Source organism: Nocardia sp. CY41, from assembly GCF_009829325.1.
Classification (GTDB): domain Bacteria; phylum Actinomycetota; class Actinomycetes; order Mycobacteriales; family Mycobacteriaceae; genus Nocardia.
In genome coordinates this window covers 224,322-245,039 of record NZ_VUOS01000014.1, presented here as the reverse complement: position 1 = coordinate 245,039, position 20,718 = coordinate 224,322, and the positions used below count along the sequence as shown (strand labels likewise).

Annotated in this window: 24 protein-coding genes; 16 read left to right on the top strand and 8 right to left on the bottom strand. The window is 69.7% G+C overall.

The window, feature by feature from the left end; genetic code table 11:
* Positions 1–72: 72 nt before the first annotated feature.
* Positions 73–468: a RidA family protein gene (locus GVY64_RS17660; RefSeq protein ID WP_159842700.1), complete on the top strand. Its 396-nt coding sequence runs from the start codon at positions 73–75 to the stop codon at positions 466–468.
* A gap of 162 nt (positions 469–630) precedes the next feature.
* Here GVY64_RS17660 and GVY64_RS17655 read toward each other — a convergent pair whose 3' ends face one another.
* Positions 631–2,679: an ATP-dependent DNA helicase gene (locus GVY64_RS17655; protein WP_159842698.1), complete on the bottom strand. Its 2,049-nt coding sequence runs from the start codon at positions 2,677–2,679 to the stop codon at positions 631–633.
* A 57-nt stretch (positions 2,680–2,736) separates the two neighbouring features.
* Positions 2,737–3,303 (bottom strand): isochorismatase family protein, encoded by a 567-nt coding sequence (locus GVY64_RS17650; RefSeq protein WP_159842696.1) that lies wholly within the window; start codon positions 3,301–3,303, stop codon positions 2,737–2,739.
* A gap of 150 nt (positions 3,304–3,453) precedes the next feature.
* On the opposite strand from GVY64_RS17650, the gene GVY64_RS17645 reads away from it, so the two are divergent.
* Positions 3,454–3,645: a hypothetical protein gene (locus GVY64_RS17645; protein WP_159842694.1), complete on the top strand. Its 192-nt coding sequence runs from the start codon at positions 3,454–3,456 to the stop codon at positions 3,643–3,645.
* A gap of 2 nt (positions 3,646–3,647) precedes the next feature.
* Here the strand turns inward: GVY64_RS17645 and GVY64_RS17640 are convergent, their stop codons facing one another.
* Entirely contained in the window at positions 3,648–4,958 is a 1,311-nt protein-coding gene (locus GVY64_RS17640) for a nicotinate phosphoribosyltransferase (RefSeq protein WP_159842692.1), read from the bottom strand.
* A gap of 123 nt (positions 4,959–5,081) precedes the next feature.
* Between GVY64_RS17640 and clpS the strand changes: the two genes are divergently transcribed.
* From clpS to rdgB, 10 genes are all read left to right on the top strand, one after another.
* Positions 5,082–5,432 carry an ATP-dependent Clp protease adapter ClpS gene (gene clpS, locus GVY64_RS17635; protein ID WP_159842690.1) on the top strand — a complete coding sequence of 117 codons (351 nt, stop codon included), beginning with the start codon at positions 5,082–5,084 and terminating at the stop codon, positions 5,430–5,432.
* 22 nt (positions 5,433–5,454) lie between these two features.
* Positions 5,455–6,024: an oxidative stress transcriptional regulator AosR gene (gene aosR, locus GVY64_RS17630; protein ID WP_159842688.1), complete on the top strand. Its 570-nt coding sequence runs from the start codon at positions 5,455–5,457 to the stop codon at positions 6,022–6,024.
* A gap of 60 nt (positions 6,025–6,084) precedes the next feature.
* Positions 6,085–7,146, top strand: coding sequence for a P1 family peptidase (locus GVY64_RS17625; RefSeq protein WP_159842686.1), 1,062 nt, complete (start codon positions 6,085–6,087; stop codon positions 7,144–7,146).
* 645 nt (positions 7,147–7,791) lie between these two features.
* A complete protein-coding gene (locus GVY64_RS17620) occupies positions 7,792–8,211 on the top strand; it encodes a Mov34/MPN/PAD-1 family protein (RefSeq protein WP_159842684.1) in 420 nt (139 codons plus the stop codon).
* A 33-nt stretch (positions 8,212–8,244) separates the two neighbouring features.
* A complete protein-coding gene (locus tag GVY64_RS17615) occupies positions 8,245–8,517 on the top strand; it encodes a MoaD/ThiS family protein (RefSeq protein ID WP_063051456.1) in 273 nt (90 codons plus the stop codon).
* An 8-nt stretch (positions 8,518–8,525) separates the two neighbouring features.
* A complete protein-coding gene (locus GVY64_RS17610) occupies positions 8,526–9,488 on the top strand; it encodes a cysteine synthase (RefSeq protein ID WP_159842682.1) in 963 nt (320 codons plus the stop codon).
* A 65-nt stretch (positions 9,489–9,553) separates the two neighbouring features.
* Positions 9,554–10,279, top strand: coding sequence for a rhomboid family intramembrane serine protease (locus tag GVY64_RS17605; protein ID WP_159842680.1), 726 nt, complete (start codon positions 9,554–9,556; stop codon positions 10,277–10,279).
* Positions 10,280–10,347: 68 nt separating this feature from the next.
* Positions 10,348–11,112, top strand: coding sequence for a cyclic nucleotide-degrading phosphodiesterase (locus GVY64_RS17600; RefSeq protein WP_159842678.1), 765 nt, complete (start codon positions 10,348–10,350; stop codon positions 11,110–11,112).
* 600 nt (positions 11,113–11,712) lie between these two features.
* Entirely contained in the window at positions 11,713–12,483 is a 771-nt protein-coding gene (gene rph / locus GVY64_RS17595) for a ribonuclease PH (protein WP_159842676.1), read from the top strand.
* Positions 12,483–13,094: an RdgB/HAM1 family non-canonical purine NTP pyrophosphatase gene (gene rdgB, locus GVY64_RS17590; RefSeq protein ID WP_159842674.1), complete on the top strand. Its 612-nt coding sequence runs from the start codon at positions 12,483–12,485 to the stop codon at positions 13,092–13,094. The genes rph and rdgB overlap by 1 nt, the downstream gene beginning before the upstream one ends.
* A gap of 21 nt (positions 13,095–13,115) precedes the next feature.
* Here the strand turns inward: rdgB and GVY64_RS17585 are convergent, their stop codons facing one another.
* The 4 genes from GVY64_RS17585 to GVY64_RS17570 all read right to left on the bottom strand — a co-directional run bounded on the left by GVY64_RS17585 (position 13,116) and on the right by GVY64_RS17570 (position 16,552).
* Complete coding sequence (locus GVY64_RS17585; protein ID WP_159842672.1) at positions 13,116–13,481, bottom strand: DUF3817 domain-containing protein; 366 nt, start codon at positions 13,479–13,481, stop codon at positions 13,116–13,118.
* Complete coding sequence (locus GVY64_RS17580; protein ID WP_159842670.1) at positions 13,478–13,942, bottom strand: transcriptional regulator; 465 nt, start codon at positions 13,940–13,942, stop codon at positions 13,478–13,480. The genes GVY64_RS17585 and GVY64_RS17580 overlap by 4 nt, the downstream gene beginning before the upstream one ends.
* Positions 13,943–14,095: 153 nt before the next feature.
* Entirely contained in the window at positions 14,096–14,995 is a 900-nt protein-coding gene (locus tag GVY64_RS17575) for an oxidoreductase (RefSeq protein WP_159842668.1), read from the bottom strand.
* Between the two features lie 114 nt (positions 14,996–15,109).
* Complete coding sequence (locus GVY64_RS17570; RefSeq protein WP_442939602.1) at positions 15,110–16,552, bottom strand: lipase family protein; 1,443 nt, start codon at positions 16,550–16,552, stop codon at positions 15,110–15,112.
* A gap of 132 nt (positions 16,553–16,684) precedes the next feature.
* Here GVY64_RS17570 and GVY64_RS17565 point away from each other — a divergent pair, with 132 nt between their 5' ends.
* The 4 genes from GVY64_RS17565 to GVY64_RS17550 all read left to right on the top strand — a co-directional run bounded on the left by GVY64_RS17565 (position 16,685) and on the right by GVY64_RS17550 (position 19,703).
* Positions 16,685–17,326, top strand: coding sequence for a TetR/AcrR family transcriptional regulator (locus GVY64_RS17565; protein WP_159842665.1), 642 nt, complete (start codon positions 16,685–16,687; stop codon positions 17,324–17,326).
* Positions 17,327–17,401: 75 nt separating this feature from the next.
* Positions 17,402–17,614, top strand: coding sequence for a hypothetical protein (locus GVY64_RS17560; RefSeq protein ID WP_159842663.1), 213 nt, complete (start codon positions 17,402–17,404; stop codon positions 17,612–17,614).
* A 61-nt stretch (positions 17,615–17,675) separates the two neighbouring features.
* Positions 17,676–18,320: a PadR family transcriptional regulator gene (locus GVY64_RS17555; RefSeq protein WP_159842661.1), complete on the top strand. Its 645-nt coding sequence runs from the start codon at positions 17,676–17,678 to the stop codon at positions 18,318–18,320.
* 180 nt (positions 18,321–18,500) lie between these two features.
* Positions 18,501–19,703 (top strand): FAD-dependent oxidoreductase, encoded by a 1,203-nt coding sequence (locus GVY64_RS17550; RefSeq protein WP_159842659.1) that lies wholly within the window; start codon positions 18,501–18,503, stop codon positions 19,701–19,703.
* 187 nt (positions 19,704–19,890) lie between these two features.
* On the opposite strand, the gene GVY64_RS17545 is transcribed toward GVY64_RS17550, so the two are convergent.
* Positions 19,891–20,682: a helix-turn-helix domain-containing protein gene (locus GVY64_RS17545; protein ID WP_159842657.1), complete on the bottom strand. Its 792-nt coding sequence runs from the start codon at positions 20,680–20,682 to the stop codon at positions 19,891–19,893.
* Positions 20,683–20,718: the final 36 nt, after the last annotated feature.

The window sequence follows — 20,718 nt, the reverse complement described above, 5'->3', positions numbered from 1 at the left end:
CCCGTTCATGTCACACCACGAGCGGCGGGATCGTCGTTCTGTTGCAACTTTGCGACCGACCGAGGAGAAGTGATGGGCGTCGAAATCAGCAATCCCGAGGGATTGCACGACCCGACGGGGTTCGGCTACAGCCATGTGGCGGTGGCGCGCGGCGAACTGGTGTTCATCGCCGGGCAGTACGACTCGGACGCCGAAGGGCACACGACCAGTACGGAATTCGCGGTGCAGGTGGACAACGCGTTCGCCGCCCTCGGCATCGCCTTGCGCTCGGCGGGAGTGGACTTCGCCGATGTGGCGCAGTTGCGGACGCACATCGTCGACCATGATCTGGACAAGTTGGCGGTGCTCGGGAAGAAGATCGCCGCGATCTGGGGTGACCGCCCGCCCGCACAGACGCTGACCGGAGTGGCGGCGCTCGCGCTGCCCGGCATGCTCTTCGAGGTCGACGCGGTGGCCGTGCGCGGCTGAGATCGGCTGCCCGACAGGGGGTCCGGTGATGTCCCCGCGCCGCGTGCAGGGCTTGGCGCGGGGACCGGCCGATACCTCGGGGTGGGAATTGGGGGTCACCCGACGTATCGACCCCCAAATCTACTTCCGTTTGGAATTAGCTCGCGGGGGGTGTGTGCGGTATCACACCTTCGCCGCGGCGGCCAACCGCCGCAATGCTTTGACCACGACCTCCGGATCGGCCGTCTCCCAATACGGCGGCAGCGATGCGCGCAGGTATCCGCCGTAGCGGGCGGTGGCGAGACGGGAGTCGAGGATGGCGACCACACCGCGATCGTCGACGCTGCGCAGCAGGCGTCCGGTGCCCTGCGCGAGCAGCAGCGCCGCGTGATTGGCGGCCACCGTCATGAATCCGTTTCCGCCGCGCATCTCCACGGCGCGCTGCCTCGCCGCCAGCAGGGGATCGTCCGGGCGCGGGAAGGGGATGCGGTCGAGGATCACCAGGCTGAGCGACGGTCCGGGCACGTCGACGCCCTGCCACAGCGACAGCGTGCCGAACAGGGACGTCTCCGGGTCGTCGGCGAACTTGCGGACCAGCGCGCCCGTCGCGTCCTCGCCCTGGCACAACACCGGGGTCGGTAACCGGTCGCGCAGCGCGTCGGTGGCCGCGCGGGCCGCGCGCATCGAGGAGAACAAGCCGAGGGTGCGCCCACCCGCGGCCGTGATCAGCCGCTCGATTTCGTCCAGGTAGGCCGGTGCCAGCCCGTCGCGGCCCGGCGCGGGCAGGTGCTTGGCGACGTAGAGGATGCCGGACTTGGCGTGATCGAACGGCGAGCCGACGTCGAGCGAACTCCAGCGCACGGTCTCGGCGTCCGACGGAGCCTGCGCGCCGTTCGCGGTGGCCGGGTCGGTGCGGTTGCCCGACTGCGCCGGCAGGCCCCAGGTGACCGCGAGCCCGTCGAACGAGCCGCCGATCTGCAATGTGGCCGAGGTCAGCACGACGGTCGCGGCGCCGAACAGCCTGCTGCGCAGCAGCCCGCCCACCGACAGCGGCGCCATGCGCAGCGAGCGGCGCGGCACACCCCGGATCTCGTCGGCCGCCAGCCAGATGACATCCCGGCGCGCGGCGGGATCTGGCTCGTCGAACGCCGTCAGCGCGCGGACCGCGCTGTCGTGCACCTCGTCGAGCGCGGCCAGCGCCATCGTGCGTGCGGCGGAGCTCTCCGGATCGCCCTGCGCGGTGGTGCTGCCCGGCGGCGCGAGCGCGGTGCGCGCGTTCCACGCGGCATCGCGGATCATGGCCAGCACCGGGGCGGCGCCGTCGGGCAAGGTGTCCCACCGTGCGGCGGGCAGCTCGTCGAGCACGGTGTGCCATGCCTCCGCAGCGCCCTCCAGGCGGTCCACCTCCTGCTCGTCGATGAGCTTGGCGCAGCGCCTGGCCGCCGCGCTGATCGCGGAAGCGGCCAGTTCGGCGGTGGCCACGCCGGTCACCCGGTCGACCAGCTCGTGCGCTTCGTCGATGACCACCACGTCGTGTTCGGGCAACACCTGGATGCCGCTGATCGCATCGATGGCCAGCAGAGCGTGGTTGGTCACCACCACGTCGGCCTGTGCCGACTCGGTCCTGGCGCGCTCGGCGAAGCAATCCTGGCCGAAGGAGCAGCGCGATTTGCCCAGGCACTCCCGAGAGGACACGCTGACCTGCCGCCAGGCGCGATCGCTCACTCCCGGGGCGAGCTCGTCGCGGTCGCCGGTCTCGGTGTCGGAGGCCCATTCGTTGAGCCGTTGCACTTCGCGACCGAGGCGGGAGATCGCGAAGGCGTCGAACAGCTCCGCCTCCGCCGGCTCGTCCGGGATCGCACTGTTGATCTTGTTCAAGCACAGGTAGTTGTTGCGCCCCTTGAGAATCGCGAACTTCGGCGTGCGTCCCAGCGGGCCGCTCAACGCCTCGGCCAGCCGGGGCAGGTCACGGTCGACCAGCTGACGCTGCAGCGCGATCGTCGCCGTGGAGACCACCACGGTGCGGCCGGTGCGGACGGCGTGGCGCAGGCTCGGCACCAGATAGGCCAGCGACTTGCCGGTGCCCGTCCCGGCCTGGACCGCCAGATGCTCCTTGGTGTCGATCGCGTGGTCCACCGCCGCCGCCATCGTCACCTGCCCGGCGCGCTCCTTACCGCCGAGCGCCTGCACGGCGGTGGCCAAAAGGTCGGAAACGGGGGGCAGTTCGGGCACGCGAGCAGCCTACTCGGCGCCTCCGACAGGGCCGGCCGCTCGCCGAGACCGGACGGTCTATCGGCTGATGCCGCCTTCGAGATCGATGCCTGCGCCGCGCATGCGATCCAGCGCGGCCGCGACCGTGTCCGGTGCGACGCCCGCGGTGAGGTCGAGCAGGACACGGGTGTCGAAACCCTCGATGCGCGCGTCCAGGGCGGTGGCGCGCACGCAGTGGTCGGTCGCGATGCCGACCACGTCGACGGCGTCCACGCCGCGGTCGTGCAGCCAGTCGGCCAGTCCGGTGCCGTCCTCGGTCGTGCCCTCGAACCCGGAATAGGCCGCCGCGTACGCGCCCTTCGAGAAGACCGCCTGGACGGGGCCGAGGTCGAGTGCCGGATGGAAATCGGCGCCGGGCGTGCCGACCCGGCAGTGCGGCGGCCAGCTGTCGAGGTAATCGGGCTGCTCGGAGAAGTGCGCACCGGGATCGATGTGGTGGTCGCGGGTCGCCACGATCGCGCCGTATTCCGCCGCCGCGAGGTGCTCGGTGATCCGTGCCGCCACGGCGGCCCCGCCGGTGACCGCGAGCGCACCGCCCTCGCAGAAATCGTTCTGGACATCGACGATGATCAGTGCCCGGGTCATGGCGACCTCCCGCGGTCCGGCTGGATGACTGTTCCGATTCTGCCGCTCGGTCGGACGCTTGGGTTGTAAACGCGGCCGCCGCTCACGGTGATTACCGGATGCCCCTTTCGCCCGGCGGCCGGTGTGCCGCCTTCCCGCATGGAGACCCTCATGAGCCCTGCGAAACTGTTCCGCAGCGTAACCGTCGGCACCACCGTCTTCCTGGTGGTCTTCTACTTGCTGGGCTCCCGTCCCGCCGAGCCGTCGGCCTGGGTGTGGTTCGGAGTCACCGGCGTGGTGTTCGCGTCGCTGTTCGCCGCCGGACTGCTGCTGGTGTCCCGCGCCGACCGGCGCGGCCGGTGACCTCAGACGAACGTGGTCACCACGGCGGGTTCGCCCGCCGACAGTTTGAGGCCCTCCCAGGGCAGGCTGATCAACCCGCGGGCGACCAGGTCGCGGCTCTCGGCGAGGGTGGGCAGGTCGTCGACCTGCTTGCCTTCGCGGATCAGCGGGACAAGTAGCTCCCTGGCTTCGAAGCCGTTGCTCGGCGGCGTCGGCCCGGAGGCCGGATAGACGATCTCCTCCACGATCGTTCCGGTGTCGCGGGCCAAGCGAACGGCCTTCTTCGTGCCACCCCGGGACTGCTTGTGACTGCTGCGTTTGGCCACCGGCACGCCCTCGACCTCGACCAGCTTGTACACCATTCCGGCGGTCGGCGCGCCCGAGCCGGTGACCAGCGCGGTGCCGACGCCGTAGACGTCGACCGGCTCGGCGCGCAGCGCGGCGATGGCGTACTCGTCGAGATCGCCGGAGACCACGATGCGGGTCTTGGTCGCGCCGAGCGCGTCGAGCTGGTCGCGCACCTGCCTGGCCAGGACGCCGAGATCGCCGGAATCGATCCGGACGCCGCCCAGTTCCGGGCCGGCGACCTCGATGGCCGTCGCGACGCCTCTGCTGATGTCGAAGGTGTCCACCAGCAGTGTCGTGCCCACGCCGAGCGTCTGCACCTGGCTGCGGAACGCCTCGGCCTCGTGTGCCCCGTCGGGGCCGCTGTGCAGCAGGACGAAGGCATGCGCGCTGGTGCCCGCGCCCGGAATGCCGTAGCGGCGCACCGCCTCCAGGTTCGAGGTGGCGTCGAAACCGGCCAGATACGCGGCGCGCGCGCAGTCCGCGGCGGCCTGCTCGTGGGCGCGCCGCGACCCCATCTCGATCATCCGGCGGCCCCCGGCCGCGCTGACCATCCGGGCGCCCGCGGCCGCGATCGCGCTGTCGTGATTGAGAATCGACAGGATCAGCGTCTCCAGGACGACGCATTCGGCGAAGCTGCCGCGCACCGACAGAATCGGGGAGCCGGGGAAGTACAGCTCGCCCTCGGCATAGCCGTCGATGTCCCCGGTGAACCGGTAGTCGCGCAGCCAGTCGAGGGTCCGCCGATCCGAGAACGGGGCGGCGACGGCCAGTTCCGCCGCGCCGAACCGGAACTGCCGCAGCGCGTCGAGCACCCGGCCGGTACCGCCGACGACGCCGTAGCGACGACCGTTTGGCAAACGTCTAGCGAACACCTCGAACGTGCACCGCCGATGCGCCGAGCCATCGGCCAGCGCCGCGGCGAGCATGGTCAGTTCGTACTGGTCGGTCAGCAGCGCCGTGCTGGCGAGGCCGTCACGCAGATCCACGCTGTCACTGTAGACAGAACGGTCGGCTCATGGGGTCCGGCATCGGCTCGGTGAACCGGCGAATAGGCGAATCGGGGCAGCGTGGGTGTTGTTTATCCGGAGTCGAGTCGTACCCTTGACCTTATGGCCTTGCGCAGCAGAGTCCGGGGTGACGTCGTTGTGGACGCCGCGAACGCGACATTGTCGGCGGCACAGGCGACACCCGAAGCGGTCGAATACACCGAGATCCTGGAGGCGGAGGACCGCCCCTGGGTCACCGTGGTCTGGGACGACCCGGTCAATCTGATGCACTACGTCACCTACATCTTCCAGAAGCTGTTCGGCTACAGCAAAGCGAAGGCGACCGAGCTGATGCTGAAAGTGCACAACGAAGGCAAGGCGGTGGTCTCCTCGGGTTCCCGGGACAAGATGGAACACGACGTGCAGCGGCTGCACGCCGCGGGACTCTGGGCCACCATGCAGCGGGACGATTGACCAGGACGACTACCCTGACGCCGTGCGCAAGTGGAGCAGGAAGAACTCGCTGAGCGGTCTCAAACTGCGATCCGAGATGGACGCACGGGAGGCCAATGTGCTTCGGTCCCTGGTCGGTGCGGTCTCCGGGCTGCTCACCGAACGCGCCGGGTCGGCCCCTGAGGACGACTTGGCCGCCCTCACCGGACTGCGATCCGGCAACACCGTCCCGCCGGAGGACCCGCGGCTGCGCAGACTCCTCCCGGACTTCCACCGCAATGAGCCCGGCTCGCCCGACGCCGAGCGCGCCGACCTCAACAGCGCGCTACGCAGCCTGCACGAGCCGGACATCATCGACGCCAAGCTGGCGGCGGGATCGGTCGTGCTGGACACCGTGCCGAGCGCGGGCGGCAAGATCGTCCTCACCCCCGAGCAGGCCGACGCGTGGTTGACCGCGCTCACCGACGTGCGGCTGGCGCTCGGCACGGTGCTGAACATCGATGCCGACACGCCCGACCATCTCGACCCCGACGACCCGCGCGCTCCGCACCTGGACGTATACCACTGGCTGACCTGGATGCAGGACTCGCTGCTTCAGGCGCTGGCTCCCTGACCCCTGTGCTGCGAAGATCGGCGCCGACCGTCAGGAGTTCCGCGCCGTGAGGAGTAACTGGTGAAAGCCGTCCCGGGAGAACGTAATTCGATCACCGATGTGCCCGGCGTGCTGGTCGGGCATCATCACGTCCTGGACTCGGACGCCACGCTCGGCTCCGGGGCGGCGACGGGATGCACGGTGGTGCGCGTGCCGGGCGGCGCCGTGGCGGCGGTCGACGTGCGCGGCGGCGGCCCGGGTACTCGCGAGACGGATCTGCTCGATCCGATGAACACCGTCCGCCAGATCGACGCGATCCTGCTCACCGGCGGCAGTGCGTACGGACTCGCCGCGGCCGACGGGGTGATGCGCTGGCTGGAGGAGAACGGCGCGGGCATCGTGATGGACCCGGCCGATCCCAGCCGGGTGGTGCCCATCGTTCCCGGGGCGGTGATCTTCGATCTGCCGGTCGGGGCCTGGGACATCCGTCCAACCGCCGAGTTCGGCTACCGGGCCGCCGCGGCGGCGAGCGTCGACTTCGCCCGCGGATCCGTCGGTGCGGGCGTCGGCGCGCGCGCCGGATCGATCAAAGGCGGGGTGGGCACCGCGAGCATCGCGCTGGGCGAAGGGGCCGCCGCGGGCATCACCGTCGCGGCGCTGATCGTGGCCAATCCCGTCGGCTCGGTGTTCGATCCCCGCACCGGGTTGCCGTGGGGCTGCGGCACCGACGGGCCCGGCTTCTTCGATCTGCGGACGCCGACCGCGGAGCAACTGGCGGCGGCGAACGCGCTGCCGGTGAAGGGCACCGTGCTCAACACCACGATCGGCGTCGTGGCCACCGACGCCCCGCTCGACCCGGCCGGATGCAGGCGGGTCGCCGTCACCGCGCACGACGGGTTGGCTCGCGCGATCCGCCCCGCGCACTCGCCACTGGACGGAGACACCCTCTTCGCGCTAGCCACCGGCACGGCGGAAGAGGGCACGGACCTGCCGCTTCCGCCCGCGTTCCCGGCCGATCTCCTTGTCCTGGACGAGATCTGCACGGCCGCCGCGGTCTGCGTCGAGCGCGCCGTCGTCGACGCGATCCGCTCGGCGCACACCGTGGCGGGCATCCCGGCCTACGGTGACCTGTTCGGTGTTTGATTTCCAGCGGCTGTGTTGGTCTTTCCAGCGCCTGCGGCGCTGGGTGTTCGCGGCCCCCTGGTGGCTCGCGTGTGCGCGACCGCCGCTTGCTCCTTCGTCGCCTACGCGACGGCCACGCAAACGCGAGCCGGGCTGTGTCGGTTTTTCCAGCGCCTGCGGCGCTGGGTGTTCGCGGCCCCCTGGTGGCTCGCGTGTGCGCGACCGCCGCTTGCTCCTTCGTCGCCTACGCGACGGCCACGCAAACGCGAGCCGGGCCGCGAACGGCGGATGCTCGGTCTCGCTTCGCTCGGAAGACGTGGTTGCGGCGCGCCGGGCGCGATGGCATCAGAACTCCGGGATCGGGCCGCGGGGCAGGAGCCAGGTTGTGGTGCAGATTGGTCGCTGCTCTTCTTCCTCGTGTACCCGGCGGTCGCTCGGAGGCGAGCCGGGCCGCGAACGGCGCATGCTGGGTCGCCTGTGCTGGAGACCGGGAGTTGGGGCGGGGCGGTGACCGGCGTCGAAGTGCGCCGTTGTCGTGTGCCGTAAGTGTCGGTCGTGCGCTCGGGCGTGGAACCGGGGGCCGGGCGACGTCGGCGCGGGAATAGCCGAATATCCTGGCTCGTTGTCGACTGCGATGGGTCGGCGTTGTGGAAAGGTGTGCGACTCGTGCTGGTGATCAGGGCCGACCTCGTGGAGGCGATGGTGGCGCACGCGCGCGCCGATCACCCGGACGAGGCCTGCGGTGTGATCGCGGGGCCGGAGGGCTCGGATCGGCCGGAGCGCTTCATCGCCATGGTCAACGCCGAGCGGTCGCCCACGTTCTACCGCTTCGACTCCGGCGAGCAGTTGAAGGTGTGGCGCGAGATGGACGACGCCGACGAGACGCCCGTCGTCATCTACCACTCGCACACCGCCACCGAGGCCTATCCGAGCCGCACCGACGTGTCGTACGCCTCCGAGCCTTTCGCGCACTATGTGCTGATCTCCACCCGTGATCCCGAGCAGCACGAGTTGCGCAGCTATCGGATCGTGGACGGCGAGGTCACCGAGGAGCCGGTGCGGATCGTCGACGCGTACGAGAACTAGACCGATGCCTGTTCGCGAAACCGAGGAGTACCCATGCCGGTAACCGTCTCCATCCCGACCATCATGCGCGGCCTCACCGGAGGTGAGAAGCGCGTGCAGGCCGAAGGCGCCACACTGTCGGCGCTGATCGACGACCTCGAGGCCAACCACCCCGGGCTCGCCGAGCGCCTGCTCAAGGACGGCAAGCTGAACCGCTACGTCAACATCTACGTCGACGACGAGGACGTGCGCTTCGCCGGCGGGCTCGCCGCCGAGGTTCCCCAGGACGCCAGCGTCACGATCCTCCCCGCCGTGGCAGGAGGCTGACCGGTCCCGTGGCGCGTTACGAATCGCTGATCGCGACCCTCGGCAACACTCCGCTGGTCGGCCTGCGCACCCTGTCCCCGCAGTGGGACGGTGACAACCACGTGCGGCTGTGGGCGAAGCTGGAGGATCGCAACCCCACCGGCTCGATCAAGGATCGGCCCGCCCTGCGGATGATCGAGCAGGCCGAGGCCGACGGGCTGCTGCGGCCCGGTTGCACGATTCTGGAACCGACCAGCGGCAACACCGGGATCTCGCTGGCCATGGCCGCGAAGCTGAAGGGCTATCAGCTGATCTGCGTGATGCCGGAGAACACCTCGGTGGAGCGGCGGCAGTTGCTCACCATGTTCGGGGCGCGGATCATCGATTCCCCCGCGGCGGGCGGCTCCAACCAGGCCGTCGCGCTGGCCAAGCAGATCGCGGCGGAGAATCCGGACTGGGTGATGCTCTACCAGTACGGCAATCCGGCGAACGCGTCGGCGCACTACGAGACCACCGGCCCGGAGATCCTGGCCGATCTGCCCGAGATCACCCATTTCGTCGCGGGTCTGGGCACCACGGGCACGCTGATGGGGACCGGCCGTTTCCTGCGCGAGAAGGTGCCCGGCATCGAGATCGTGGCCGCCGAGCCACGGTACGGCGAACTGGTCTACGGCCTGCGCAACATCGACGAGGGATTCATCCCCGAACTGTACGACGAAAGCGTGCTGACCACGCGTTTCTCGGTCGGCCCCTACGACGCGGTGAAGCGCACCCGCGAACTGGTGCTCGAGGAGGGCATCTTCGCCGGAATCTCCACCGGCGCCATCCTGCACGCCGCGCTGGGCGTCGCACGCAAGGCGGCGAAGGCGGGCACGCGCGCCGACATCGCGTTCGTGGTCGCCGACGGCGGGTGGAAGTACCTGTCGACCGGCGCCTACGACGGCACCCTCGAAGAGGCGGAGGAGCGGCTGGACGGCCAGCTCTGGGCCTGATCACCGGCCGTGCCGGTACCCTCGGTGAGGCGGGGCCACGACCCCGCCACGGCGAGGAGGTGGCCATGGCAGGCGCGGGACTCGGGCCGTCGTTCGACCCGGATCGGATCGCGGCGATCCGTGCGCAGCTGGGCAAGCCCGTCGGTGCGCCACGTCCGTCCACACCGTCCGCGACCGGTGGCGTCCCCGGGATCAAACAGTTGGGGCTGCGGGCCGGTGTGCTGATCGCCGGATTCGTGGGGCTGCTCTACGGGGTCGAAGGGGTCGACACCGCCGTCCACGGAGACTTGGAGAGCGCGGGGATCGAGCCCCGCCGGGCCGAGGGGCTGTCCGGCATCCTGTTCGCGCCGTTGCTGCACGACAACTGGGGGCACCTGGTCGGCAACACGCTCCCGGTGCTGGTTCTCGGCTTCCTGGTGCTGGTGAGCGGCATCGGACGCGGGCTGGCCGCGACCGCGATCATCTGGCTGGGGGCCGGGCTCGGCGTCTGGCTCACCGGAGCCACCGGCAGCACGCACATCGGTGCGTCGTCGCTGGTGTTCGGCTGGTTGACCTTCCTCATCTGCCGCGGTTGGTTCGCCCGCAACGTCGGGCAGATCGTGCTCGGCCTCGTCGTGCTGGCCCTGTACGGGTCGCTGCTGTGGGGCGTGCTGCCCGGACAGCCCGGAATCTCTTGGCAGGGGCATCTATTCGGCGCGTTGAGTGGATTGCTGGCCGGCTGGGTACTCTCTGGAGATGCACGACGAAACCGCCGCGGGGACCGAGCCGGAGCCGGTGCGTCGCCGCGGTGAGTGGGCGGCCCGCCGGAAATGTGGGGGATCCTTCCTTGAGTGAGAATTCCGCGTGGCAGCATGGGGGAATGCGCCTTACCGTCCTCGGGTGCTCGGGCAGTGTGTCCGGCCCGGACTCTCCCGCGTCGGGGTACCTGTTGACCGGCCCGGACATGCGGCCGACGGTCATCGATTTCGGTCCGGGAGTGCTCGGCGCGTTGCAGCGCCACGCCGACCCGGGTGAGGTCGACATCTTCCTGACCCATCTGCACGCCGACCACTGCCTGGACCTGCCCGGTTTGCTGGTGTGGCGCCGCTACCACCCGACGCCCCCGGAGGGGAAGGCGATCGTGCGCGGCCCGTCGGACACCTCGCTGCGCATCGGCAACGCCTCCGCCGAAGTCGGCGGCGAATGCGACGACTGGTCCGACGTGATCGACATGCGGGCCTGGGCCGAGGGCGAGCCCGTCGCGTTCGGCCCGGGCCACACCGTCACCGCGCGCCGGATGTTCCACCCGCCGGAGTCCTACGGTCTGCGGATCGTCACCGCGGCCGGACGCACCTTCGTCTACACCGGTGACACCGCACTCTGCCCCCAGGTCCACGAACTCGCGCAGGGCGCCGATGTCCTGATGGCGGAGGCCTCCTGGACCCACGACCCGGCGAATCGGCCGCCGGGCATTCACCTTTCGGGCACCGAGGCCGGCCAGATCGCCGCCGAGGCCGGCGTGAAGGAACTCCTGCTCACCCACATCCCCCCGTGGACCTCGCGCGAAGACGTGATCGCCGAAGCGAAGGAACAGTTCACCGGTCCGGTCCATGCGGTGGCCCCGGGCGAAACCTTCGACCTCTGATCGAATCCGGTTTACGGCAGAACTCATCGAACGGACCGATGAACCCGGACGTCTGATTCGCACAACACACCGGTCCGACGAACCGATCCCCGAATATCCGTAGCGCCGCACGGTTCGGAACTCGATGCGCCCTATATCCAGAATTCGCTATCAACACGCCAGCGCACCTCCACCGCGTCTCTCGAGCCGGATGGAGCATGCGTCGGGCCGCGCCGGCATTGCACCGGTAGCGAGTGGGTCCGCCTGGCGACCAGTGGGAGCTGCGCGCTCTTGTGCCGGGTGGCGAACCGGCGCGCTCAGCGCATCTGGACTGTGGCTCTCGGGCGAAGCGGGATCGAGCAGCCGCGGTTGGCCGGGCAGGGCTCGCAGTGCACCGGTCGCGTGTGGGTCGGCCTCTCGGCCAACGGTCGCCGGTGGGTCGGGCTGGCGGCTAGTGGGAACCGCGCGCCTGATGCCGGGGGATGAAACCGACGTGCCCAGCGCACCGCAACCACGTCTTTCGAGCGAAGCGAGACCAAGCATTGCCCGAACGCGAGCCACAAAGGGGCCGCGAACACGCCGCGCGGAGGCGCGGCAAATCCAACACAGTAGGCTGTGGCCGTGTCGAGACGAGCCGATGGCAGGGCGGACGATGAGCTCCGCGAGGTCCGGATCACCCGTGGTTTCACCACGCATCCAGCGGGTTCGGTGCTGGTGGAGTTCGGGCAGACGCGGGTGATGTGCACCGCGAGCGTCACCGAGGGGGTGCCCGCGTGGCGGCGCGATTCCGGATTGGGCTGGCTCACCGCCGAATACGCGATGCTGCCCGCCGCGACGCATACCCGCAGCGGGCGTGAGTCGGTGAAGGGCCGTATCGGCGGACGGACCCAGGAGATCAGCCGCCTGGTCGGCCGTTCGCTGCGCGCCTGCATCGATCTGGCCGCGATCGGTGAGAACACCATCGCAATCGACTGCGATGTGTTGCAGGCCGACGGCGGTACCAGGACGGCCGCGATCACCGGCGCTTATGTGGCGCTGGCGGATGCGGTGACCTATCTCGGCGCGGCGGGCGCGCTGGCCGACCCGCAGCCGATCTCGTGCGCGATCGCCGCGGTGAGCGTCGGTGTGGTCGACGGTCGGGTGCGCTTGGATCTGCCGTACGAGGAGGATTCGCGGGCCGAGGTCGACATGAACGTGGTCGCCACCGATACCGGCACGCTGGTGGAGATCCAGGGCACCGGCGAGGGCGCCACTTTCCCGCGTTCCACGCTGGACAAGTTGCTCGATGCCGCGCTGGCCGGCTGCGAACAGTTGTTCGTCGTGCAGAAGGAAGCGCTGGCGCTGCCGTATCCCGGGGTGCTTCCGGAGCAGGCCGACGCGAAGAAGAAGTGATGACTCGTCGTCTGCTGGTGGCCAGCCGCAATGCCAAGAAATTGAACGAACTGCGCCGCATCCTCGACGAGGCGGGGATCGCCGGGATCGAGATCCTCGGGTTGGACGACGTCCCCCCGTACGACGAGGCGCCCGAGACCGGCGCGACGTTCGAGGAGAACGCGCTCGCCAAGGCGCGCGACGGCGCCGCGGCTACCGGTTTGCCGTGTGTCGCCGACGATTCCGGCATCGAGGTGGACGCCTTGAACGGGATGCCGGGTGTGCTGTCGGCGCGCTGGTCGGGTAGGCACGGCGACGACGCGGCCAACAACGCGCTGTTGCTGGCGCAGCTGTCGGATGTGCCGGACGAGCGCCGCGGCGGACGGTTCGTCTCGACCTGCGCGCTGGTGGTGCCCGGCGGCGCGGAGACGGTGGTGCGTGGGGAATGGCCCGGTTCGATCGGCCGGAAGCCGGTGGGCGACGGCGGTTTCGGCTACGACCCGCTGTTCGTCCCCGCGGGCGGCGAGGTGACCGCTGCTCAGTTGACGCCTGCCCAGAAGGACGCGGTGTCGCATCGCGGGCGGGCGCTGGCCCAGTTGACGCCCGCGCTGGCGGCGCTCGCAGCGGGCTGACACGGGCGGCGAGCCGCCGGGTCAGACGCCGAAGGTCTGCTTGACCTGCTTGGCGTTGACGTGCTCGACGAAGAACGACAGCAGCGGGATGGTGCCGGCGAGCAGGGTGCCGACGGTGCGCAGGACCGGCCAGCGGACCTTGACCGCGAGGTCGGCGGTGACCAGCAGGTAGACGAAGTACACCCAGCCGTGCACCACGGCGATCCAGCTGGGGGTGTGCACGTCGAAGCCGTACTTGGCGATCATCTCACCGGTGAGCAGCAGCAGCCAGAGGCCGGTGATCCAGGCCAGCGCCCGGTAGCGCAGCAGTGCCGGACCGATCTTGGCGGCGTTCCGGGCCGGGGCCGGGGCGGCGGTGGTCTCGGTGGAATTCTCGCTGGTGGTCAACCGGCGCTCCTCTCGCGGGTGTGCAGGCCTGCCGCGCGGACCTGCTCGTCGATGTCGTTGGCGTGCAGCGCGGCGAGGTACCGGTTGTACTCGGCGAGCACCGGGTCGTCATCGCGGACGGCCTTGGGTCGCTCGGGCAACAGACCCGCCGGGAGTTCGGTGGGTGCGACCGGACCGGCGGCGCGCCGGGTTGCGGGGGCGCGCCCAGGGGTCGAGGCGTCCTTCTCCTCGGTTTCGCCTGCCTCGCGCTCGAGCCGGACGTACCGGAAGTAGGCGAAGACGGCGAACCCCGCGAACAGGGGCCACTGCAACGCGTACCCGAGGTTCTGGCCGGTGCCGCTGGCGGACTCGTACCGTTCCCACTGCCACCAGGCCAGCCCCAGGCAGCCCAGCGCGGCGACGATCACCAGCGCGATGAGGGCCGGGCGGTTGTGTGCCGAGCGGCGGGGTGAGGCGGACACGGCTTCTACGGTACCCGTTCTACTACGCGGCCCGTAGAGCCAGGTCCACCGTCCGGCGCGCGCTGTGACCACGATCATCGCGGTGTCGAGCGGCGCCGGACGGAGTGCCGTAGGCGATCGGTTCCGTGGCTTCGGAGGCGCGGACCGGCCTGGTTACTGCGCGGGCGTTCGTCCGGCGCTGAACGAGTAGGTGACGCCGGTCTTGCGCTCGGACTCCGCCCACAGCCGCTGCCACAGGTCCTTGTTCTGCGACAGGCGGGTGGACGACGAGGGTTTCACCGGTCCCTGGCTGCCGAACAGCCGGGTCGGGCCCCAGTAGGTCTCGGGGTCGGCGTCGGGCATGGTCGCGGCGAACAGCGTCGAGTGCGCGGCCTTGGCGGGCGAGTGCCCGATCAGGCGGATGAACGGCTTGGCGACGTAATCGAGCGGCGTCTCGGTGTGTGCGAAGAGGTCGGTGGCCGAGACACCGGGGTGCACGCCGTAGGAACGCTTGGCCGAACCGGACTCGCGCAGCCTGCGCTGCAGTTCGCGAGCGAACATCAGATTGCACAGCTTGGCCTGCGCGTAGGCGAGATTGCGCTGGTAGCGGCGCTTTTCGTAGTCGAGGTCGTCGATCCAGAGCTTCGGGGTCTGCTTGTGGGCGATGCTGGAGAGCGTGACCACCCGATCGCCGATGCGGTCCAGCAGCAGGCCGGTGAGCGCGAAGTGTCCGAGGTGATTGACCCCCCACTGGGTTTCGAAACCGTCCTTGGTGCGCGAGAACGGGATGTTCATCAGGCCCGCGTTGTTGATCAGGACGTCGAATCCGCCGCTGTCGTCGGCGAACTTGCGGATCGAGGCCAGGTCCGCGAGGTCGAGTTCGGCCACGCGGACGTCGCCGTCGATGCCGCTCGCGACCTCTTTCGCCTTGACCGTGTTGCGGCAGGCCATGATCACGGTCGCGCCCTTGGCCGCCAGGACTTTCGTGGTGACGGCGCCCAGACCGCCGTTCGCGCCGGTGATGACAAAGGTGCGTCCCGTCTGGTCCGGGATCTCAGCTGGTTTCCACGCCATGCGTCAACCTTACTCTGGAGTAAGTTACGGGGGAAGATGTCGCCACCGATCGTCTCAGACGCGAGAGCTCGTGTCGCGGAAGACGACCGCGACACGAGCTCTGGGCGGGTTCGATCAGCGGCCGCTGCCGATAGGTTGCTGGAAGGCTGCGGCGAGCACCGCGCCCACCGTATCGCCCCACACCTGCCACGTCGCGGGGTCCAGTGTCATCGAGCCGACATCGGTGATGGTGACGCCCGTGGCCACCGGGACGCCCGCGAACCGGTCCTTCAGCCACAGCAGCGCGCGCGGCGCCGCGATCGGGTCGAGGGTGAGGTGCTCGCTGAAATGGTCGCGGATGTATTCGACCCGCGCGCCGGGGTCCTGCGCATAGGTGCCGACGAGCTCGTCGACCGGTCCGACGGGGATCAACCAGTCGGCGTTGGCCTGGTACATCAGCATCGGCATGTCCGGCACCGCTCGGCCCAGCTTCGTCTTGTTCAGTACGTCGACGACGACGGGATCGGTGAACGGGTTCTTCGCCAGCATCCCCAGGTTGTCCGCGAACGGGAACAGCGCGGCCTGGTAGCTCGCGCAGAGCTGTTCCTTGCCAGCGATCATCAGCCTGCCCAGGCCGTTCGCATTGTCGTCGAGGAATCTGCGCAGTTCGGGATACTCGCGGGAGACGCCGAGCGCGCCCGCGAAGATGAGCCCGGCCGACAGGTTGCCGTTGGCCATCCGCAACGCGGCCGACAGATCGGCGGGGATGCCGCCCTCCGCGGTGCCGACCACGTTCAGCTCGGGCGCGTAGTCGCGCTTCAGTTCGGCGGCCCAGCCGGTGGCGATCGCCCCGCCGGAGTACCCCATCATCCCGACTCTGGTCCCGGTCCCGGACAGTCGCATCGGCGCGAAGTTCTCGGCGGCGCGAATGCCGTCCAGCGTGATGCGCCCGGCCAGAGGGCCCGCGGCATAGGCCGAGTCGGGGCCCTGGTGATCGGGGATCACCGCCGCCCAACCTTGGGCCAGCGCCGCTTGCACCTCGAGGAACTGCGCGGCCACCAGGGTCGAGCCGGTCAAGGCCGCCGGGATGGAACCCATCTGCAGCTGATACGACGGCATGCAGTAGTTGCCGGTCGAGTCCTCGGCGATCTGGTACGAGAACAGCGGCCGGTCGGCGACGTAGCCGCGTGGCTTGATCACCGTGGCCACCGCGGGGATGGCCTCGCCGCGGGAATTGGTGGAGCGGTAGGACAGTTGCCAGGCGTCGACATTCACCGGGATCAGCGACAGGTTGGCCAGGTTGACCTGGCGTGCGGCGATGATCTGACCGGGGGTGAGGTCGGCGTAGGTCGCCACGGCGGGGCGATAGAACGCCGGATCGAAACCCGGTGGCAGCGGCGGAACGGGGAACGGTGGTGCGGGCTGGACCACCGGATCGTCCGGCGCCGGCTGCGCGGCCACGGGGCCCGCAGCGAGGAGGGGTAGCCCCACGGCCACCGCGGCGAGCGACGCGAGCAACTTCGGTGCGTGCTTACGGGAGATGACCACGCGAGAACCTCTTCGTTCTGTGAGCCACATATGTGAGCCCCATCGGTTTCAGACTGGCCACGAGTATGCGGCGTCCCGGCGCGGATCACAAGAACGAACGTCCGGAAAATCTCGGACCGACGGGCGGTTCCCGGTCGCCGCGATTTCGCTACGGTGAGAGATATGACGGCGACAGTGGGCAGGCAATACGGCGGGCGTGCCGTCGTGGAGCGGAAAGCCGAGCGGCGTCAGCGGTTCCTCGACGCGGCCACCCGGATCTTCGCCGAGCGCGGCTACGCGAATTGCTCGCTGGCCGACGTGTGCGCCGCGGCGGGCTTGTCCAAGCGGCAGTTCTACGAGGAGTTCCAGACCAGAGAGGACGTGCTGGTCGCGGCCTACGACCGGATCCAGGACGAGGCCGCCGCCGCCGTGCTGGGGCGGCTCGGGGACCTCGACCCTCGCTTCGACCTGCCCGCCGCGATGACCGCCGTGGTAGCGGCTTACCTCGCGTCGATCGGCTCTGATCCCTACCGTGCCAAAGTCGCGTTCATCGAAGTGGTCGGGGTGAGCGACCGGATGGAGCGGCATCGTCGCGAACGCAGGCACGCGTGGGCGTCCGTGCTGGAAACGCATGTGGTGCCGGTCGTGGCCCCCGGTTCGCGAGTGCGAGGCGCGCCCGGATGGGGCGCCAGCGCCTTGATCGGCGCGATCAACGGCCTGGCGCACGAGTGGGTGCTCGCCGACCCGCGTCCGACGGTCGCCGAACTCGTCGATCTGCTGGTCCCGATCGCCATGTCGCTCATCGAGCGGCCGGTGGACAGCTAGCCACATGCGGGGGCAGCGTATTCGCTGCCGTGTCGCTGGATATCCATCGCAGCGGCGAAGTCCCATACGTATCTGATGCGCGAGGGGCGGCGGCTGCGGCTCACCGACTCCGGCGCCGCCGAGATGGACCGGATCAAGGCGGCTTGGCGGCCCTGGCTCGACAGCAGGCTCGACGACTGGAGCGAGGCCGATCCCGCGGATCGCGCGCTGCTGGACCAGGCGCTGACCAACATCGCCACGAAGTTGCTGGAAGACCAGGCGAGAGAGCAGGAGACGGTGCCCGCGTGACAGCGCTTGCGCTGCCATTACTCGTAGACGTATATTCGTACGCGAGTAAGGAGGTGCCGCGATGAAGAAACGCAAGGTCGACAACCTGCTGGCGCTCGCGGTGCTGTCCGTGATCGTCGAACGCCCGATGCACCGGTACGAGATCGCGCAGACCCTGCGCGATCGCGGCAAAGACCACGACATGGCGATCAAATGGGGTTCGCTCTACACCGTCGTGCAGAACATGGCCAAAGTCGGCTTCCTCGAGGTGGTGGGCAGTGAGCGCGCCGGCGCGCGGCCGGAGCGGGTGATCTACCGGATCACCGACGCGGGCCGCGCCGAGATGGCCGATTGGACCAGGGAGCTGCTGTCGACCCCGGAACCGGAACATCACCGGTTCGTCGCGGGCCTGTCCATTCTCGCGGTGCTTCCGCCCGCCGAGGTGATCGAACTGCTCGGCGCCCGCATCGAAGCGCTGGAGCGGACCATCGGTACCGTGCGCCGCGAACTCGGCGAACTCGCGGGCGCGCTACCGCGGCTGTTCATCGTCGAGACCGAGTTCGGGCTGGCGATGCTGGAAGCCGAAGCGGCGTGGACGCGTTCGCTGCGCGAAGAGCTGACCGAGGGCACCTTCCCCGGACTGGCGCAATGGCGTGCATGGCACGAGCGCGGTGCGCTGCCGTCCGAGGTCGCCGAGCTGGTGGAGAGGGGGATGGCCGAGAACTAGCCGAGAACCGGACCCGGCGAGGTGCGGCAACACCGCCGCCGGGCCCGATCGAACAGTCTCGAACCGCGCCCGCGAACGCGCACCCGGCTACAAGGCTGGCAACCACAGGATAACCGGGTGGGTGGCGCGTGCGTCGGTCCGGGAACCGAAACCCGTATCGCACGAATCCTGGAGACACCCATGTCCACAACACGTACCGCCCTGGTGATCGGTGGCGGCATAGCCGGACCCGTCGTCGCGACGGCCCTGCGCAAAGCGGGCATCGATGCCCGCGTCTACGAGGCCTATCCCGGCCCTTCCTACGGCATCGGCAGCGGACTCGCCCTCGCGCCCAACGGGATCGCCGCGCTCGACATCATCGGGGCGGGCGACCCGGTTCGCGCCATCGCGCTGCCGGTGACGAAGATGCGGATGGCGGTCGGAGACAAGGTCCTCGACCTGCCCGGCCTCTCCGATGTGCCGCCGCTGCAACTGGTCGATCGCAGCGAGTTGCACCAGGCGCTGCACCGGCACGCGATCGCCGCGGGGGTGCCGTTCGAGTACGAGAAACGCCTGGTCGACGTGCACGAGGACGAGTCGGGCAGCACCGCCCGGTTCGCCGACGGCAGCACGGCCACCGCCGACGTGCTGATCGGCGCGGACGGCATCCGCTCACGAGTGCGCACGCTGATCGACCCGGACGCGCCCGGCCCCGGCTACACCGGCATGCTCGGCTTCGGCGCGACCACCGAGTGCGACGCCGACCTCCCGGCCGACACCATGACCTTCGCGTTCGGCAAGCGGGCGTACTACCTGTACTGGCCGCTCGGCGACGGGAGGGTGGCGTGGGGAGCGAACCTGCCGCACAAGGAGTATCTGTCGCTCACCGCGGCACGGGCGGTGCCGAACGCGCAGTGGTTGCGGATCCTGCGCGAGACCTACGGCGACGACACCCCTGGCGGCGAACTCGCTCGTCGGACCACCGAGGATCAGCTGGAGGTGGTCGGTGCGCTGCACATCATGCCGCCGGTGCCGCGCTGGCATCGCGGGCGGATGGTGCTGGTGGGCGACGCGGTGCACGCCCCGTCCAACAGTTCCGGCCAGGGTGCGTCGCTGGCGATCGAGAGCGCCGTGCAACTGGCGCGCTGCTTGCGTGATCTGCCCGTTCCAGAGGCGTTCGCGGTCTATGAGCGGCTGCGGCGCGAGCGTGTGGAAGGCGTCGCGGCCCGCGCGGCGAAGATCAACCACAGCAAGACGCCGGGGCCGGTGGGACGCAAGGTCATGCAGCTGCTCATGCCGCTCATGGCCAAGACCGTGATGAAGCCGGAGAAGACCATGGGACCCGAGCAGCGCTACCGGATCGATTGGGATGCCCCGGCCGAGCACGAACTCGCGTCGGTGTGAGTCGATGGTGAGGTCCCGTAGGGCGGCCTGCGGGACCGATCTTCCTGCGTGGAGTGGCGATTCGGCCGCGGGATCGTAACGGGCGAGCCGCCGGATCGGCACAATCCCCGGTGCGGCGGCCGGACCGCCGGCCCGCCCGCACGTCGCGCTTCGCATCACCGGCTGGTCGCTGCGGTGGGGGCCTCGCTCAGCGTCGTGCGGCGCGGTCGCGCAGGATCTGCGCGGTCTGCTCGTCGCCGGGCAGGAACGCCTCCAGTTGCAATTCGGCGAGCGTGACGTCCACCGCCGTGGCGAACGAAGTGAGCGTGGTGATCAGACGCAGTTCCCCTTCGGCGCAGCGCAAGCGCAGCGGCACCGCGAAACCGAGATGGCCCGGCCCCGGTTCGGCAGGCGGCAGATAGGTCTCCAATTCCTCGATCAGCGCGTCCAAGACGGGATCGGGACTGCGGGCCAACCGGTTGCGCAGCGCCTCGGTGACGTGCCTTCCCCATTCCGGCAGGTTGCGCACGCGGGCGGCCAAGCCGTCCGGGTGCAACGCGAGCCGCAGCACGTTGACCGGCGGTTCCAGCAGCCACGGGGCTGCGCCCTCGGTGAGCACGTCGAAGGCGGCGTTGGCGGCGAGCAGGATGCCATAGGGCCGGACCACCAGCGCCGGGTAGGGCAGATGGCCGTCCAGAATGGCGCGCAACGCTTCCAGCACCGGCGCCAATTCGACTGTGTCGAGCTCCGATTCGGGAAAGACGGGCGCGTAACCCGCGGCGAGCAGCAATCCGTTGCGCTCGCGCAGTGACAGCTCGAGCGATTCGGCCAGCCGCACCACCATGGTGCGTCCGGGGCGCGAGCGCCCCTGCTCCAGAAAGCTGAGATGACGTTGCGTGGTGTCGGCGCGGATCGCGAGGTCGAGCTGGCTGACCCGGCGCAGCGTGCGCCAGTGCTTGAGCTGCCGGGCGAACCCGGTGGACTGGGCCGCCGTCGTCATAGCAGCAGTATCCGGCGCAGAGCGACGGGCCCGCCA